Below are 14896 nucleotides of genomic sequence, written 5' to 3' on the forward strand. Positions count from 1 at the left end.
ATGGCCGAAGGACGTGTCCCAACCGACCACGGGGCAGAGATCGAGCGTCGCCTGGCCGACCTCGTGGACGCGCACGACGATCACCTCCCGTCGCGAGTGTCTCCGGTCCTCGACGACCGGTGGTACGGCGAACTGCTGGTGGGGTCGTACGCGTCGGTCGCCGACGAGTCGCCGGCCGAGACGGCGCTCTCAGGGGCAGTGGCCGTCGAGTTGCTGCGAGAGTACTGTCACCGGCGGGGCAATCTCCTCGGCCATCTCTCGGACGACGACCTCGGTGCGGGGGAACGGACGGCGTCGTTACTGGCGGGTGATTTCCTCTTCTCGGCGGCGTACTCGGAGCTGCTTGCCGTCGAGGACAGTCGTTGTCGCGACTGCGTCGAGACGATGCTCGACGCATCCAAGCGCATCGTCGAGACGTTCGCCGACGACGCGACCGCCCAGTCCGCGCGCTCGGTGATCGAGGACACGGCCGGGGCACTCGGAGGCAGTGCCGCCGCGGTCGGTGCGACGATCGGCGGGATCGACGACCGGTCTCGGGACCGTCTCGAAGCGCTCGGCCGGAACCTCGCGGCCGGACGGGCCGCCAGGTGGACGCTCGCTCTCGACGCCGACTGCGGGCTCGCGTGGCACGTCGACCACCACGGGCTCGCCCGGTACGCGGAGGAGCGCCTGGCGCTGGCCGACAGGCAGTGTCGAGCGCTCGCGCCCCTCGCGGAGACGGCGCGCCTGCGCCCGGCGTTCGAGGCGATCGAGGACGGCCCCACACGCACCCGTCCGTAACGGACATACCGATCGCCGACCGAGCGACCGTATGCAGGAGACACCGCCGCTGGTCGTCGACGTCGACGGAACGCTGACCGGACCGGACCAGGCAGTCGCGCCCCGTGCGATGACGGTCCTCGCGGAGTGGCCGGCTCCGGTGGTCGTGGCTACGGGCAAGGCATTCCCGTTCCCGGTCGCGCTCTGTCAGTTCGTCGGCATCGAGCCGTGCGTGATCGCGGAGAACGGCGGCGTCGTCTTCGTCGGCGAGAGCGACGAACTGGTCTTCGGCGGTGATCCAGAAGCCGTCGACGCCTTCGTCGCGGCGTATCGCGAGCGGGGACACACGCTGGGCTGGGGGAGCGTGGACCTGGCGAACCGCTGGCGCGAGACGGAGATCGCCGTCTCGCTGGACCAGCCCCGGGAACCCCTCGACGAGCTGGCCGAGACGCACGGTCTGACCGTCATCGACACGGGCTACGCCTACCACGTCAAGTCTCCGGGCGTCGACAAGGGAACGGGCCTGCGGGCGGTCGCCGAGGAACTCGGGCACGCACCCGGCGACTTCCTCGCGGTCGGCGACTCGATCAACGACGTGGCGACGTTCGAACTGGCCGGCGAGAGCGTCGCCGTCGCCAACGCGGACGAACACGCGGCCGCGGCGGCCGACCGCCGGACCGACGCCCAGTACGCCGCGGGGTTCCTCGAAGCGGTCGAGCCGTATCGGTGACCGAACGGGCAGAGCGACAGCGTTGCTCAGAGCGCGACCGGTTCGTCGTATCTGCGGCCGTGTTCGGCGGTGCTCATCGATCGAGCGTCTCCTCGACTTCGTCGAACAGGGCAACGACGCGGCCTTCGATCTCGTCGCGGATCGCACGCACGGCATCGAGATCCCGACCGTCCGGATCGTCCAGCGCCCAGTCGCGCACGTCGACCGTGGCGTCGAGATCGAGCGTCGAACAGCCCATCGTCGCGACGTGATCGCAGGCGTCCAGTTCGGCGGTCGAGATCTCGCGCGGTGTCCGATCCGAGACGTCGATGCCGACCTCCGCCATCACGTCGATCACTTCCCCGTGGACGTGGTCGGCCGGACGAGTCCCGCCGGTGCGGATCTCGACGACCTCACCGAGGTCCCGGCGGTCGCGCTCGCGCTCGGCGAACGCCGTCGACATCTGCGAGCGACCGGCGTTCTGGACACAGACGAACGCGAGGCGAACGTCGGCCATCAGGCCTCACCTCGCGTCTCGTCCAGCGCCGACAGGAGTGCCGTCGTCCGCGCCGTCGCCTCGTAGTAGCGCCAGGTCCCGTCCTTGCGTCGGGTGACGAGCCCCGCCTCCCGGAGGTCCGACAGCGCGTGACTGATCGCGCTCTCGCTGACGTCGACGACCGGACTGATCTCACAGACGCAGAGCTCGTCCTCGGCGGCCGACAGGAGCCGCGCGATCCTGTAGCGAGTGTCGTTGCTCAACGTCGCCAGCGCCGTCAGATCGACCTCGGGATCCGACGGGATCGTCGCTGCGTGTGATTCGATCGATTCGACGCGGTTCTCGACGTCGCCGGCACAGCACTCGCCGAGTTCCCGCTTGAGGAGGCGCTCCAGTCGCTCAGATTGTTCGGCCATCGATACTTGATTGATTGCACAATCGCTCATATAACGGTGGCGGGTCGGCGTCCCGGCTGGTCGGTGCAGGTGTCGATACGTGGGCTGGACCCGTTCGCCGGCCCGGATCTGTTTGTCGGGCTGGACCTGTTCGCCGGCCGGGATCTGTTTGCCGGACTGGACCTGTTCGCCGGACTGTGTGGCCATCGACACGTGGACTGTGCCGATTCGCTGGGGGTGTGTCGGTCGGCCAGTGGGTGCCGACTCGTTGCCACTTTCCGTCCACTGCTGACGAGCACCAGACTGTCGCCTCCGGACCGCTATTGACCGCTCAGGTGGGATACGTCCTCGTACCCGGGGAAGGTTTTTATTCTGTGGTCCGTTACCCCGTCGCATGAGCCCCGACCAGGCCGTGCTCCGCCGTGCGATCGAGCGCGGCGAACAGGAGGGCGGCAGCGTCGAGTTCAAAGAGCGGCTCACCGAAGACCTCCACCTCGCCGAGGGTCGACTGGAGAGCCTCGCCGCACAGTTGCGCCACCGCATCCTCTCCGGTGACGGGGAAGCGACCTACGTCGTCGGCGTCACGGACGACGGGGGCCTCGCCGGGATCTCCCCGGAGGCGTTCTCCGAGTCGATGGACGTGCTCTCGCTGCTGGCCGACGAGGCCGGCGCACACATCGAGGCCGTCCAGACCTGGGGGGTCGACAGCGCATCGCAGACGACCGACCCAGACGGTCCCCCGGCGACGGCCGACACGGACACAGACACCGCCCCAGAGGGGATCGTCGGCGTCGCGACGATCCGTGAGGGAGCGGTGCTGGAAGACGACGACCACATCGTCGTCGGCACCGCGGGCCACGTCGACCACGGGAAGTCGACGCTGGTGGGCACGCTCGTCACCGGGAGCGCCGACGACGGTGAGGGCAGCACCCGATCGTATCTGGACGTGCAACCACACGAGGTCGAGCGCGGCCTGTCGGCCGACCTCTCGTACGGCGTCTACGGCTTCGAGGACGACGAGCCGGTCCGCATGGACAACCCCGACCGCAAGGACGATCGAGCACGCGTCGTCGAGGAGTCCGACCGCCTCGTCAGCTTCGTCGACACCGTCGGCCACGAGCCGTGGCTTCGGACGACGATTCGGGGACTCGTCGGGCAGAAGCTCGACTACGGCCTGTTGACCGTAGCGGCCGACGACGGACCGACGAAGACGACCAGAGAGCACCTGGGCATCCTGCTCGCGACGGAGCTGCCGACGATCGTCGCCATCACGAAGGCAGACCTCGTCAGCGACGAGCGCGTCGCCGAGGTCGAGCGGGAGGTCGAACGGGCGCTGCGAGACGTGGACAAGACCCCGTTGCGCGTCGAGCGCCACGGCGTCGACGCCGCGATCGAAGAGATCTCCGAGACCGTCGTTCCCGTCGTGACGACGAGCGCCGTCACGATGGACGGGATCGACCAGCTCGACGCGATGTTCGAACGCCTCCCCAAGACTGCCGGCGAGAGCGGCGCGTTCCGGATGTACGTCGATCGCAGCTACAACGTCCAGGGCGTCGGCGCGGTCGCCTCCGGGACGATCAAGTCGGGAACGGTCGAGGCCGGCGACGAGTTGCTGCTGGGACCGATGCCCGACGGCACCTTCCGCGAGGTCGAAGTCCGATCGATCGAGATGCACTACCACCGCGTCGACGAGGCCAAAGCCGGCCGCATCGTCGGCATCGCACTCAAGGGCGTCACGGAGCCCGCCCTCGAACGCGGGATGGTGTTGCTGCCCCGCGACGCCGATCCGGACCCGGTCAGAGAGTTCGAGGCGGAGGTGATGGTGCTCAACCACCCGACGCGGATCGGCGACGGCTACGAGCCGGTCGTCCACGTCGAGACGATCAGCGAGGCCGCCCAGTTCTTCCCGACCGACGGCCAGCTGTTGCCCGGCGACAGCGGCGAGGCCACGGTCCGCTTCAAGTTCCGCTCGTACCTCGTCGAGGAAGGCCAGCGGTTCGTCTTCCGCGAAGGCCGATCGAAAGGTGTCGGGACGATCACCAGCGTCGAGACGGACGACTGACGGCCGCGTCGGACTGTGGCGTGATGTGGTGTGGAGAGTGAGAGGAAGTTTCGAGTGCTTTCGGGAGTGAGGGTGGTGGGGTAGGGTGGAGTGGGATGGTGAAGGTAGAGTAGTGGAGTGGGATGGTGGAGTGGGATGGTGAAGGTAGAGTAGTGGAGTGGGATGGTGAAGGTAGAGTAGTGGGGTGGTAGGGAGAGGAGGTTTCGAGTGCTTTTCGCTGTGTAGCTGGGGTGGGACGAGTCGATATCGCTCAGGCGTCGCCGGCCACGTCTTCGATGTCCTCGCGGGTGTCGAAGACCAGTTCCGGATCGAGATCGTCGAGTTCGAACTCGTAGTACTGGCCGCCGCTGAGGCCTTCGTTGCGTTCGTAGCGCTTGAGGAAGCCGAGCATCCGCAGGTCCGAGAGGTGGCTGTGGACGCTCCGGACGGTCGTCAGCGGTTCGTTCGCCCACGATTCCGCGACGTTCTGGTAGAGCTCGTAGATCTCCTTCGCACGGGCGGGCGTCTCGCCGTCGTCTTCGAGATGGGCCAGCGTCTCCAGCACCAGCTGTGCGTGGGTCGTCTGGTCGCGGATCTTGTCGCTGAGACGCCCGCGCTGGACACGTTCGCGGGCACGTTCGATGTGTTCGTCGGTCACCCGAAACTCGCCCTGATTCTCGGCGACCTCCGCTCCGACGCGTAGCAGGTCGATCGCCTGCCGGGCGTTCCCCATGTCGCGAGCGGCCAGCGCGGCGGCCATCGCGATCGCCGACGAGTCGTAGCCGTCGTCTTTCAGCGCGTTCTCGGCGCGCTCTTCGAGGATCGCGCGGAGTTCGTCGGCCGAGTACGGCGAGAAAGAGATCTCCGTCTCCATCAGCGTGTCTTTGACCTTCGCCGAGAGCTGCTGGCGGAAGGTGTAGTTGTTCGAGATGCCGATGACGCCCACGCGCGAGTCGGTGATGTGGCCGATCGAACGCGCTCGCGGGAGCTCGTACAGCAGCGTGTCCACGTCGTCGAGGTGGTCGATCTCGTCGAAGACGACCAGGTGGGTCCCACCGGTCGTGTCCAGTTCCTCGTACAGCGCTCCGAAGGCGTCGCCAGTCCCGAGCCCGCGCTTGGGGAACGTCTCGCCGTCCGGCCCACGGAGGTCGTTGACGAGTGCGCGCACGACCATGAACACTGTCTTGCCGTTGCAGTTCTGCTCGTGGACGTGGAGCGCGTCGGCCTCCGGACGCTGTTGGATCTCCTCGGTCAGCGCGTCCATCATGTAGTTCGTCACCGCCGTCTTCCCGAGGCCAGCTTTCCCGTAGAGGAAGATGTTCTGGGGACTTCGGCCGAACAGCACGTCCTTGAGCGCGTTGCGGTACTCCTCGATCTCTTCGTCGCGTTCGAGGATCTCGTCGGGCTGGTAGTCCTCGGTCAGGACACTTTTGTCTGCGAAGATAGTGTCCGTAATCGCATCGAAGGGACCACCCATCGTTAGTTCGGTCAAACCGTGGCCACCACATAAACCTTACTTCACGTGTTTCTCTTGTTTCTCGTGCTTCAGGTGATGCCACTGTGGTGACGACTTTCGTTTCCGATGTCGTCTTTTCCTGTGCGAAGTCCTCACACGCCCTTCTCTCGCTTTTTCGTCGCCCCGTTCTCACGTGAAAGCACTCGAAAGCTACTCTCACACTGTGGTCGACTGGCTCTCGGCACGACGGGTACGGAGTCGTCGACGGCCAGAACTGTCGACCACACCTGCCGACGACCACGATCTGTCGACGCTGTCCTCACACTTTCCCGGTCGCTGCTGCGCTATCCTCACACACCCCACTCGCTGCTCCGCTGCCCCCCACCCCTCATTCGCAACCGAAAGCACTCGAAATCCCCTCTCACTCTCTCGTGACCCGCCCGTTCGCCGTCTCGATTGCTCCCCAGAGTGGATTTCGAGTGCTTTCCACACGACCGCGCGGGCCTGCCGTGTGGAGAGAGTACATTTCGTGTGCTTCCCGGCAACAACTCACACGACGTGACTGAGAGCGAGCGAGACGGATCGTCTCTCCACGCCCCCACGCCGATCAGTGCTCTGCCCGGTACTGCCCGTCTGACTCCGTGACCAGATCGAACACTGCGGCCCAGCCGAGCAGCCGCTCTATCCGTTCGTGCCACTCGGCCTCCCAGTCTTCGTGGCGGTTCCGTTCCCACCGGGGGATCTCCTCTCGGATGGCAGTAAAGACCGCTTCGGGCGTCCGTGGCTCCGTCGCCACACACTCCAGCACCTCTCGGGCACCGAAGACCCGCTCCCGGAAGGCGGTCGGCAGTTCCTCGTCGCTCGGCGCGTCACGCACCCGGTGGAATCCGCGGTCGGTCTCGGCGACGAGGCCCAGCGCCTGCATGAACGTCAGGTACTCCCGTGCTTCGTCTCGCGACGTGGCCGCAGTTCCGTCCCGCACCCGCGTACAGCAGTCCTCGACGCTGCCGGGGACCAGCGGGAGCGTCTCGGCGGCCTCTCGGAGGAAGCCGACGGCACGGACCGGCGGGACGACCTTGAACCGAACCTCGGGCATCGTTCAGAGCCCGAAGCTCTCTGCCAGCACGTCCTCGTGGGTGTCGCCGAAGACGTGGGTCTCGCCACCGACCACGTCGACGGTCACCTGGGCCGGCGCGAACACTTCGACGGGCAGCTCGCTGAAGTCCCAGTCGGCGTCGTCGAAGGTCTCGGCCAGTGGCGTCCCGTACTCCTCGCCCGCGATCGAGGTGACCTCCTCGAAGCGGTCGAACTCCTCTTCGACGGTGAGGTGGACCTGTCCGCCGTAGGCCAGCGCGTCGGTCGTCCGTGCGATGGCGGCCGCCTCGCTGTCGGCGACGGGTGCGACCGGCGCGGAGCCGGTCGCCGAGAGGATCGAGATGGGATCGTACCCCAGCTCGGACAACCGGAACGCCGCCAGCTCGGCGGCCCGTGCGGCGGCGACGACGCTGCCAGTGACGCTGGCCGTCGCGTAGACCGGGAGGAAGACGGCCGTCTCGGGAACGCCGGTCCGTTCGGCGACGTGGCTGGCAACGTCTTGCTCCGGTAGCTCGTCGGCTTCGATCGTCAACACGGCGAAGTCCGCGGCGTCGTGATAGCCCACGCGGCTGTAGATCTCTTCTTCGGCCACCAGCGCGCGGGCGGGGCCGCTGCCCAGCCCCTCGAAGCCGTCGACGCTGAGTTCCCAGCCGCCTTTCTGGGAGCACAGCAGCCCCAGCGCGGGGTGGTCGGTCGACAGTTCGACGTGGGTCAGCGGTGCGCCCGCGACGCTCGACAGCTTCGTCTGGACGGTCGCCAGTCCGGCCGTCTGGATCTCGGTCGCGAGCAGCCCCGCCTCGACGGCACCGGGAACGTCGACACCGAAATCGAGCACCGCGGCGTCGCCCTCCAGCGCGTGGACGGCGATCGTCAGTTCGTCGGCGAAGTCGATGGCCTCGTCGACGAGCTCCGTCGCCATCCGATTGAGACTCTCCATACCCACCGCTTGGCTCTCCCTGCCCTAAGACTGTTCGTGTTCGATCGGTGTACTCACGTCACGACGAGGTAGACGCCCGCCGCGGCCAGGACGAGTCCGGCGACGCGTCCCAGCGTCTCGTTGATCTGGACCTCGTCGCCGCCGGCACCCAGATAGAGGTACTGCTGCTGGAGCTTCCCCATCGCCACCGGCTTGATCGCCCAGACGACGCCGAGTACCACGCAAAACGCCCCGAACGCGACGGTCAGCCACGATTGCATGCCCACACGTGTGTCGGCCTGTGTGAAATCAGTCGCGGTCGCTCCGGGCCGCCCGCCCGAGGTGCTCCTCGACGGCGGTCACCTTGTCGGCGGCCGCCTGGTCGACGGTCCGCTTGTCGTCGATCTTCAGGAAGGTCTCGACGCGATCGGCCTCGACTGCCTCGTGGGCGGCGTGGGCCGCGTCGAACAACTCCCTTGCTGTCCTGGGCTTCGATGATCGTGCCCATCGGCGTCGTCTCGTAGGACACGTCGAACGGCTCCAGCGCGGCGACGGCGTCGGCGACGTACGACGCCATGCTCTCTTCGACGACCGGTGCGACCGAGAGGAACGCGATACAGGTCATGCTGGTAGCTGACGGTTCGACGCACCGCCCCTTAGATCACGCGGTGGCACCACTCCTCGCGACCGCGGAAAGATCACCACGTGACCGCGGCATGCCCACCACGCGACCGCGGGAGGAGGGGTACCGTTCGGAGCGTGGAAAGCACCCGCTGACACCGTCGCCGTCTCAGCCCGTCTCCGTGTCAGCGTCGCCGGCTCAGCCCGTTTCCGTGTTTTTCTCGACTCTATACGACCTCAGTCAGTGACGTGTGGCTGCTGTATCGACGGCCCGTACCGTTCCAATAAGTATACGTTATTGGGCACGAAAGTCGGCCCCGTGAGGAGTGTCTCAGACGACGTTTCGGTGCTCGTCCTCGAAGACGAGAGCGAGCTACTGGAGGCGTACGTCAACGGGCTCGAAGACGAGTACGACGTGTACGCAGCCGAGACCGCGGCGACCGCGACGGACCACGTGGACGGTCTCGGCGACTCCCTCGACGTGGCCCTCCTCGATCGTCGGCTCCCCGAGCGGTCCGGCGACGACGTTCTGCGGTACATCCAGTCGGCACCCATCGACTGTCGAACGGCCATGGTGACCGCCGTCGACCCGTCGCTCGACATCATCGACATGGGGTTCGACGACTACGTCGTCAAACCGGTCACGCCGTCCGACCTTCGGGCGGTGATCGACCGACTGTTGAAACTCGAAGCGTACGACGAAATCTACCAGACGCTGAGCGAGAAACGCGTCAAACGAAGCGTCCTCGCGGCCGAGCTGTCTCGGACGGAACTCGAACGCAGCGAGGAGTTCGCCGCGCTCCAGTCCGAGATTGCCGATCTCGAAGCCCAACTCGAATCGATCGAGTCGGAGATCGACGACGAGGCCCTCCCGCACTGATCGCGCCGATCAGGTCGGCGGGCTGGAGATCTCGTCGTTCATGTCGAGTCGCCGGTTGTGGACCGCTTCGCCCGACCGTCCGTCGAAGAGGTGGATCGTCTCTTCGGGAATCGAGACGGTGACACGATCACCGACAGCGGCCTGCTGGAGGCCGTCGATCGTCGCGATGAACGTCTCGCCCTCCGGTGCGCTCTCGAACCGGAGGTACACCGTGTTCTCGTCGCCCATCGGCTCGACGACCTCGACGACCGCCGAGTAGGTGTGACTGCCCGATTCGTCGGTGCCCACTTCGATGTCCTCGGGGCGGACACCGAGCGTGACGTTTCGGGTCTCGCCGACGTCGTCGAGCGTCGACTGTGAGAGGGGATATTCGAACCGCGAGCCGACGAGCGTGTCGCCGTCCCGCTCCATGTCGAAGAAGTTCATCGACGGATCGCCGATGAAGCCGGCGACGAACTGGTTTGCCGGTTCGTGGTAACACTCGAGCGGCGTCGCCACCTGCTGGAGCTTCCCGTCGTTGAGGATGGCGATACGGTCGCCCATCGTCATCGCCTCGGTCTGGTCGTGGGTGACGTACATCGTCGTCACGTCCAGTTCGGACTGCAAGCGCTGGAGCTCCGTCCGCATCTGGGAGCGCAGTTTGGCGTCGAGGTTGCTCAGCGGCTCGTCCATCAGGAACACCTCCGGGTCTCGGACGATCGCCCGACCGAGCGCGACGCGCTGTTGCTGGCCGCCAGAGAGCTCCGAGGGTTTACGATCCAGCAACTCCGCGATCCCCATCGTCTCTGCGGCGTCGTGGACCCGCTCTTCGATCTCGTCGTCCGGGAGCGTCGTCGACTCTTCCAGGCCGAACGCCATGTTCTCCGCCACGGTCATGTGGGGGTACAGCGCGTACGACTGGAACACCATCGCGATGTCGCGATTCTGTGGCTTCACGTCGTTGACGACCCGTCCGTCCAGGCGGATGTTGCCGCTGGTCACCGTCTCCAGCCCGGCGACCATCCGCAGGGTCGTCGACTTGCCACAACCGGAGGGACCGACGACGACGATGAACTCGCCGTCGTCCATCTGGATGTCGACGCCGTCGACTGCGACGATTTCGCCTTCGTCACCGTCCTGGAACACCTTCGTCAGTCGGTCGAGTTCGAGCGTCCCCATCCTACCGCCCTCCGGAAGCGACGGTACAGTTCTCGTGCGATACGTCTCGTCGACTGTGTGACTGATGTCGAATCATGAGTTCCTGCTGGCTGGTGCGTCGGGTCATGTCGCCACCCCTTCGGCGAACTCCTCGCCGAACATGATGTACACCGCGAGCGTCGGCAGGGCGGCGATGAACGCACCCGCCATCCGAAGCGCGAAGTCCTGTCCTTCGAGTGACTGTCCCAGGCCCGCGAGGATCAGCACGATCGGTGCGGCCGTACTGGATTCCGTCTGGACCAACACGAGCGTGAACAGCAGGTCGTTCCAGATCTGGGTGAACTGATAGATCAGAACGACGGCGAACATCGGCCCCGACAGCGGGAGGACGATCCGGCGATAGACGCGCCGGATCGACGCGCCGTCGAGCCGTGCCGCTTCGATCATCTCCTCGCTCATGTTCTTGTAGTACGATCGGAACAGCACCGTACAGATCGGGAGCCCGTAGGCGACGTGTGTGACGATGAGTTCGACGACACCGGTGTAGTCCGAGCTGATCCCGAGTGCCCACACGAAGCCGAGTGCCTCCTGCAGTGGCACCATCGACCAGAACTGCGAGAGCGGCACGAGCACGGCCTGGTAGGGGATGAAGATCCCCGCGACGAACAGCGCGAGGATCGGTGCCTTGTACTTGGGCTTCCAGTTCGACTGCGTGATGCCGTAGGCCGCGAAGCTTCCCAGCAGCGCCGAGATGACCGTCGCCGGCACCGCGTACAGCGCGCTGTTGATCAGTCCGCGCGCGAGCGCGTCGAACGCGGCCTGCCACTTCGCGAGCGTGAACACCTCCGGCGTCGGCGGTGCGAACGGGAGCGTCCCGCTGACGCCGGAGCTGGTCTTGAACGAGGTGACCAGTCCCGACTCGATCGGGATCAGGAAGAACGCCAGGATCGCGAGCAGCCCGAGGTACAGCGCGACGCGGTAGGCGTCGATCTCCGCGAGCAGTCCCGCTGGCTGGTCCGATCCCGTCGCCGATACAGCGCCACCGTCCGTCCGTGTCTCGTCGCTCATAGGTGTCCCTCCTTGTACTGGTAGTAGAGGTACGGGCCGACGATGCTCAGTGCCATCAGGAACAGCATGATCGCGATCGCCGACGAGTACGCCCAGTTGAGGTTCGCGTACGCCTCACGGACCATCTTGGTCGCGAGGATGTCGGCCCCGTTCGGTGGTCGGTAACCGCCGACCAGCGAATACAGGAAGTCGAAGGCCTTCAGCGCGAACACCATCAGGACGACCGAGGCGCTGATCGTCGATCCCTTCAGCTGTGGGATGATGACGCGCCAGTACATCCGCAGCGTCGACGCGCCGTCGACCTTGGCCGCCTCGTAGTGCTCGTCCGGAATCGCGCGCAACCCGGCGAGGTAGACGACCATCGCGTAGCCCGCGAACTGCCACATCAGCGCGAACACGACCGCCCAGAGAACGATATCCGGGCTGCCGATCCAGTCGACTCGGTCGAGACCGATCGACGTGAGCACGATGTTGATGACGCCGTTGTTGAAGTTGTACATCCACGCCCAGAACTGGGCGGTCACCACGAACGAGAGGCTCATCGGGAGCAGGTAGATCGTCCGGAAGGTGTTCTCGAATCGGATGTTCCGGTCGATCAGGATCGCGAGCCCCAGCCCGATCGCCAGTGTCACGAGCGTGAACCCGATCAGGAGCACGAACGTGTTGACCGCGGCGTCGACGAAGCCGCTGTCGGCCAGCGCGCGGGCGTACATCTCCAGGTCCAGATCGCTGTAGTCCGGCGTTCCGAACCCCTGGAAGTCCGTCAGCGAGATCATGACGTTCCAGATGATCGCGCCGTAGACGAACAGCCCCACCAGCAGGAACGGTGGGAGCCAGAACTGCGAGGACTCGACGAAGTCGCTGCCGAACCGCTCGTTCAGTCTGGCGATCGGCCTGAATCCGGTCTGCTGTTGCTCTTCGACGACCCCGCCGTCGGTGACTGCGTCGCCACTCTCCTCGGTGTCGTCGTTATGCAATGCCATGTCTCTCACCACCTGTCGAAACCGCCGAAATCCGGTCGCTCATTGGACCGGGATCAGTTGGAAACCGCGTCGATGAAGCCGCTGGTCGCCGCCTCGACGTTGTACGGTCCCGAGAACTCGCTGGAGATCACGTCGTTCAGCGTCGACATCGTCTCGGAGTCGACGCCCAGACCGTGCTGGAGGTTCGGGGGCCGCTCCTCGGCGTTGGCGAAGTCCTCCTGGGTCTCCTGGAGGTACGGACCGAACGCGCTCATGTCCACGTCCGTCCGGGTCGGGATCGATCCCTTGTACTGGTTGAACGCGACCTGTGCGGCCTCGCTCCCGGCGAAGGCCATGAACTTGTCCGTCTTCTCCGGGGTCGGGTTGTTCGACGGGTAGAGGAACGAGTCGAAGTGGAGCATGTACATTCCCTCGGAGCCGGGGAACGTCTTGAAGCCCCAGTCCTCGTCGTACTCGAAGTCCTCGGCGTTGCGGAAGGCACCGGCCGCCCAGTTACCCTGGTGGATGAAGGCAGCGTTGCCCTCGATGATGTTCTGGTTGGACTCCGTCAGACCGATCGAGGACGCGTCGTCGTTGATGTAGTTCTCGAGGATCTCGGCGACCGACTCGAAGGCCGACTGGACGGCGGCCTCGTCGGGACTGCCCTCGATGAAGTTCATGTACGCGTCGTACCCTTCCTTGCCGAGCATGGTCGACGCCCACAGCTGGGTCGTCGTCCAGGTCCCACTCATACCGTGGGTCATCGGCACCGCGTCGGTCTCGGTCGCGACCGTCTCCAGTGCGTCGATCAGGGCCGAGACGCTGGTCAGCGAATCGGGATCGACGCCCGCCTCCTCGACGACCGAGGTGTTGTAGAACAGGCAGTTCAGTCGGTGGGAACCCAGCGGCACGGCTCGGAACGCACCGTTGTACTGGTGGAGTTCGACTGCTTCCTGGACCATCACGTCCTCGAAGCCCTCGTCTTCCCACACGCTGTCGGCCTCGCCCAGCACGCCCTCGTAGCGCTGGAGGTTCTTGCCGGGCCAGTTGGCGAAGGAACTCGGTGGGTTGTTGTTCTGCAGCCGGTTGGCGACGACTGCGTCGAGGTTCTGGTTCCCGCCCCCACCGATGGGGTTGAACTCGTGTTCCATGTCGGGGTATTCCTCTTCGAACGCCTCGACGAGTGCCTCGGCCGCCGCTGCACCGTCGCCGCCGGTCCAGCCGTGCAGCACTTCGAGTGGATCTCCGCTGCTGTCGCCACCGTCGCCGCCGTCACTGCCGTCGGTGTTCTCACTGCCGCCGTCTCCGCCGTCACCACCGCCGTCCCCGCTACAGCCAGCGAGGCCGATCAGTGTTGCCGCTCCTGTCGCTTCAACGAACCGCCGCCGCGAAAGTCGGTCACTATCGTCAGTCATGGTACTCCATGATAGGGAATGATCGATTGCCATATATAACTGTCCCTCTGCACGAAATTATTCTTACTGAGATTTTTCTACTTAGTTCTGTTCACCATGGGGAACAAATTGTGTGTCGGTAGTTCGCTCGAACGATCGAAGACCGATGGGCATACGGCGGTCCACACGGTGATCGTACCCATGCGCCCTTCGACGACCGCCGCAACGTACCCCATCGCCGGCGACGCGCGTGAGCGGCCGTTGCTCGCCGTGTGGCTGTCGCTCGCTCTCTCGTTCGTCGTCCCAGTCGTCCCACTGCTCCCGGTCGTCGGCTACGTCGTCCGTGCCCTGACGGCCAGCGAACGCGGTGACGCTCTTCCCCCGTTTCTCGCAGACGGTCGGACCCTCCTCCGCCAGTCAGTCGGCGGGTCAATCCTCTGTGTGGTCTTCCTCGGGCTACCCCTCGCTGCCCTGCTCGTGACGGTGTACGGCGTCGTCACGCTGGACGCCAGCGCGGGCGACCTTCCGACGGGTCGTATCCTCGCCGGTTCGACGGCGACGCTATTCCTCGGCCTGCTGGGGCTCTACTTGCTCCCGGTCGCGCTGACGGTGTACGGCCAGACGGGGTCGCTTCGGGAGGCGTTCTCCATCGCCTCGTTTCGGTCGATCGGTGGCCACGGCGCGTACTTCTTCGGCTGGACGCTCGGGTTCGTCGCGCTCACTGTCACGCTCGGTATCGGGGGCTCGCTCCTCACGTTCCCCCGCGTCGGGCCGCTCCTCGGGACGTTCGTCTTCGCATACGGAGTCCTCGTCACCGCGTACCTCTGGGGGCGTTCGATCGCCCGCGCGCGCCGACGCTGATCGCCGACACACGACAGGAGATTTCTCTATAGTGAACGAGGTTCTGGGCTGACGCCGTCACGACCCCACTCTCGGGGCGGCCCGACGACGAGTCTGCGAACGGCGG

The 14896-nt window shown here is 65.7% G+C and carries 15 protein-coding genes and 1 pseudogene; 5 read left to right on the forward strand and 11 right to left on the reverse strand.

All coding sequences use genetic code 11. The features are described from left to right. Window positions 1–780 carry a hypothetical protein gene (locus tag AC5FRZ_RS06055; RefSeq protein WP_493564161.1) on the forward strand — a complete coding sequence of 260 codons (780 nt, stop codon included), beginning with the start codon at window positions 1–3 and terminating at the stop codon, window positions 778–780. Between the two features lie 31 nt (window positions 781–811). Beyond that, on the forward strand, window positions 812–1489 hold the full coding sequence (locus tag AC5FRZ_RS06060) for an HAD-IIB family hydrolase (RefSeq protein WP_372479324.1): 678 nt from the start codon (window positions 812–814) through the stop codon (window positions 1487–1489). A 73-nt stretch (window positions 1490–1562) separates the two neighbouring features. On the opposite strand, the gene AC5FRZ_RS06065 is transcribed toward AC5FRZ_RS06060, so the two are convergent. Together AC5FRZ_RS06065 and AC5FRZ_RS06070 are read right to left on the reverse strand one after the other, a co-directional pair. Further along, window positions 1563–1985: an arsenate-mycothiol transferase ArsC gene (locus AC5FRZ_RS06065; protein WP_493564162.1), complete on the reverse strand. Its 423-nt coding sequence runs from the start codon at window positions 1983–1985 to the stop codon at window positions 1563–1565. After that, a complete protein-coding gene (locus tag AC5FRZ_RS06070; protein ID WP_493564163.1) occupies window positions 1985–2380 on the reverse strand; it encodes an ArsR/SmtB family transcription factor in 396 nt (131 codons plus the stop codon). Before AC5FRZ_RS06070 ends, AC5FRZ_RS06065 begins: the two co-directional genes overlap by 1 nt. 373 nt (window positions 2381–2753) lie before the next feature. Between AC5FRZ_RS06070 and AC5FRZ_RS06075 the strand changes: the two genes are divergently transcribed. Further along, window positions 2754–4421, forward strand: coding sequence for a GTPBP1 family GTP-binding protein (locus AC5FRZ_RS06075; protein ID WP_372479320.1), 1668 nt, complete (start codon window positions 2754–2756; stop codon window positions 4419–4421). 250 nt (window positions 4422–4671) lie between these two features. Here the strand turns inward: AC5FRZ_RS06075 and AC5FRZ_RS06080 are convergent, their stop codons facing one another. From AC5FRZ_RS06080 to AC5FRZ_RS06100, 5 genes and pseudogenes are all read right to left on the reverse strand, one after another. Beyond that, the gene (locus tag AC5FRZ_RS06080; RefSeq protein WP_170093846.1) at window positions 4672–5877 is read right to left on the reverse strand and encodes an orc1/cdc6 family replication initiation protein; all 1206 of its coding nucleotides are present in this window, start codon (window positions 5875–5877) and stop codon (window positions 4672–4674) included. 586 nt (window positions 5878–6463) lie between these two features. Further along, window positions 6464–6952, reverse strand: a complete 489-nt coding sequence (locus AC5FRZ_RS06085; protein ID WP_493564164.1) for a double winged helix-containing putative transcriptional regulator — start codon at window positions 6950–6952, stop codon at window positions 6464–6466. A 3-nt stretch (window positions 6953–6955) separates the two neighbouring features. Continuing rightward, window positions 6956–7888, reverse strand: a complete 933-nt coding sequence (gene mch / locus AC5FRZ_RS06090; protein WP_170093849.1) for a methenyltetrahydromethanopterin cyclohydrolase — start codon at window positions 7886–7888, stop codon at window positions 6956–6958. 53 nt (window positions 7889–7941) lie between these two features. Beyond that, window positions 7942–8148, reverse strand: a complete 207-nt coding sequence (locus tag AC5FRZ_RS06095) for a hypothetical protein (protein ID WP_015762773.1) — start codon at window positions 8146–8148, stop codon at window positions 7942–7944. A gap of 28 nt (window positions 8149–8176) precedes the next feature. After that, window positions 8177–8492 (reverse strand): annotated as a pseudogene (locus AC5FRZ_RS06100) (MTH1187 family thiamine-binding protein). 315 nt (window positions 8493–8807) lie between these two features. Between AC5FRZ_RS06100 and AC5FRZ_RS06105 the strand changes: the two are divergent. Continuing rightward, window positions 8808–9368, forward strand: coding sequence for a response regulator transcription factor (locus tag AC5FRZ_RS06105; RefSeq protein WP_372479318.1), 561 nt, complete (start codon window positions 8808–8810; stop codon window positions 9366–9368). Window positions 9369–9377: 9 nt separating this feature from the next. On the opposite strand, the gene AC5FRZ_RS06110 is transcribed toward AC5FRZ_RS06105, so the two are convergent. The 4 genes from AC5FRZ_RS06110 to AC5FRZ_RS06125 form a co-directional block, all read right to left on the reverse strand. Continuing rightward, a complete protein-coding gene (locus AC5FRZ_RS06110; protein ID WP_372479317.1) occupies window positions 9378–10526 on the reverse strand; it encodes an ABC transporter ATP-binding protein in 1149 nt (382 codons plus the stop codon). A 102-nt stretch (window positions 10527–10628) separates the two neighbouring features. Further along, window positions 10629–11573, reverse strand: coding sequence for a carbohydrate ABC transporter permease (locus AC5FRZ_RS06115; RefSeq protein WP_170093852.1), 945 nt, complete (start codon window positions 11571–11573; stop codon window positions 10629–10631). Continuing rightward, the gene (locus tag AC5FRZ_RS06120; RefSeq protein ID WP_493564165.1) at window positions 11570–12556 is read right to left on the reverse strand and encodes a carbohydrate ABC transporter permease; all 987 of its coding nucleotides are present in this window, start codon (window positions 12554–12556) and stop codon (window positions 11570–11572) included. The genes AC5FRZ_RS06115 and AC5FRZ_RS06120 overlap by 4 nt, the downstream gene beginning before the upstream one ends. 53 nt (window positions 12557–12609) lie before the next feature. After that, entirely contained in the window at window positions 12610–13950 is a 1341-nt protein-coding gene (locus AC5FRZ_RS06125) for an ABC transporter substrate-binding protein (protein WP_493564166.1), read from the reverse strand. Window positions 13951–14130: 180 nt separating this feature from the next. Between AC5FRZ_RS06125 and AC5FRZ_RS06130 the strand changes: the two genes are divergently transcribed. After that, window positions 14131–14790, forward strand: a complete 660-nt coding sequence (locus AC5FRZ_RS06130; protein ID WP_493564167.1) for a DUF4013 domain-containing protein — start codon at window positions 14131–14133, stop codon at window positions 14788–14790. The last annotated feature ends 106 nt before the right edge of the window (window positions 14791–14896 follow it).

It is taken from the genome of Halomicrobium sp. HArcht1-1, from assembly GCF_058933285.1.

Coding starts and splice junctions, on each gene's coding strand:
- AC5FRZ_RS06080 (WP_170093846.1), bottom strand. CDS start 5,877: ATGGGTGGTCCCTTCGATGCGATTACGGACACTATCTTCGCAGACAAA.
- AC5FRZ_RS06065 (WP_493564162.1), bottom strand. CDS start 1,985: ATGGCCGACGTTCGCCTCGCGTTCGTCTGTGTCCAGAACGCCGGTCGC.
- AC5FRZ_RS06115 (WP_170093852.1), bottom strand. CDS start 11,573: ATGAGCGACGAGACACGGACGGACGGTGGCGCTGTATCGGCGACGGGA.
- AC5FRZ_RS06120 (WP_493564165.1), bottom strand. CDS start 12,556: ATGGCATTGCATAACGACGACACCGAGGAGAGTGGCGACGCAGTCACC.
- AC5FRZ_RS06055 (WP_493564161.1), top strand. CDS start 1: ATGGCCGAAGGACGTGTCCCAACCGACCACGGGGCAGAGATCGAGCGT.
- mch (WP_170093849.1), bottom strand. CDS start 7,888: ATGGAGAGTCTCAATCGGATGGCGACGGAGCTCGTCGACGAGGCCATC.
- AC5FRZ_RS06075 (WP_372479320.1), top strand. CDS start 2,754: ATGAGCCCCGACCAGGCCGTGCTCCGCCGTGCGATCGAGCGCGGCGAA.
- AC5FRZ_RS06070 (WP_493564163.1), bottom strand. CDS start 2,380: ATGGCCGAACAATCTGAGCGACTGGAGCGCCTCCTCAAGCGGGAACTC.
- AC5FRZ_RS06125 (WP_493564166.1), bottom strand. CDS start 13,950: ATGACTGACGATAGTGACCGACTTTCGCGGCGGCGGTTCGTTGAAGCG.
- AC5FRZ_RS06110 (WP_372479317.1), bottom strand. CDS start 10,526: ATGGGGACGCTCGAACTCGACCGACTGACGAAGGTGTTCCAGGACGGT.
- AC5FRZ_RS06060 (WP_372479324.1), top strand. CDS start 812: ATGCAGGAGACACCGCCGCTGGTCGTCGACGTCGACGGAACGCTGACC.
- AC5FRZ_RS06095 (WP_015762773.1), bottom strand. CDS start 8,148: ATGCAATCGTGGCTGACCGTCGCGTTCGGGGCGTTTTGCGTGGTACTC.
- AC5FRZ_RS06130 (WP_493564167.1), top strand. CDS start 14,131: ATGCGCCCTTCGACGACCGCCGCAACGTACCCCATCGCCGGCGACGCG.
- AC5FRZ_RS06085 (WP_493564164.1), bottom strand. CDS start 6,952: ATGCCCGAGGTTCGGTTCAAGGTCGTCCCGCCGGTCCGTGCCGTCGGC.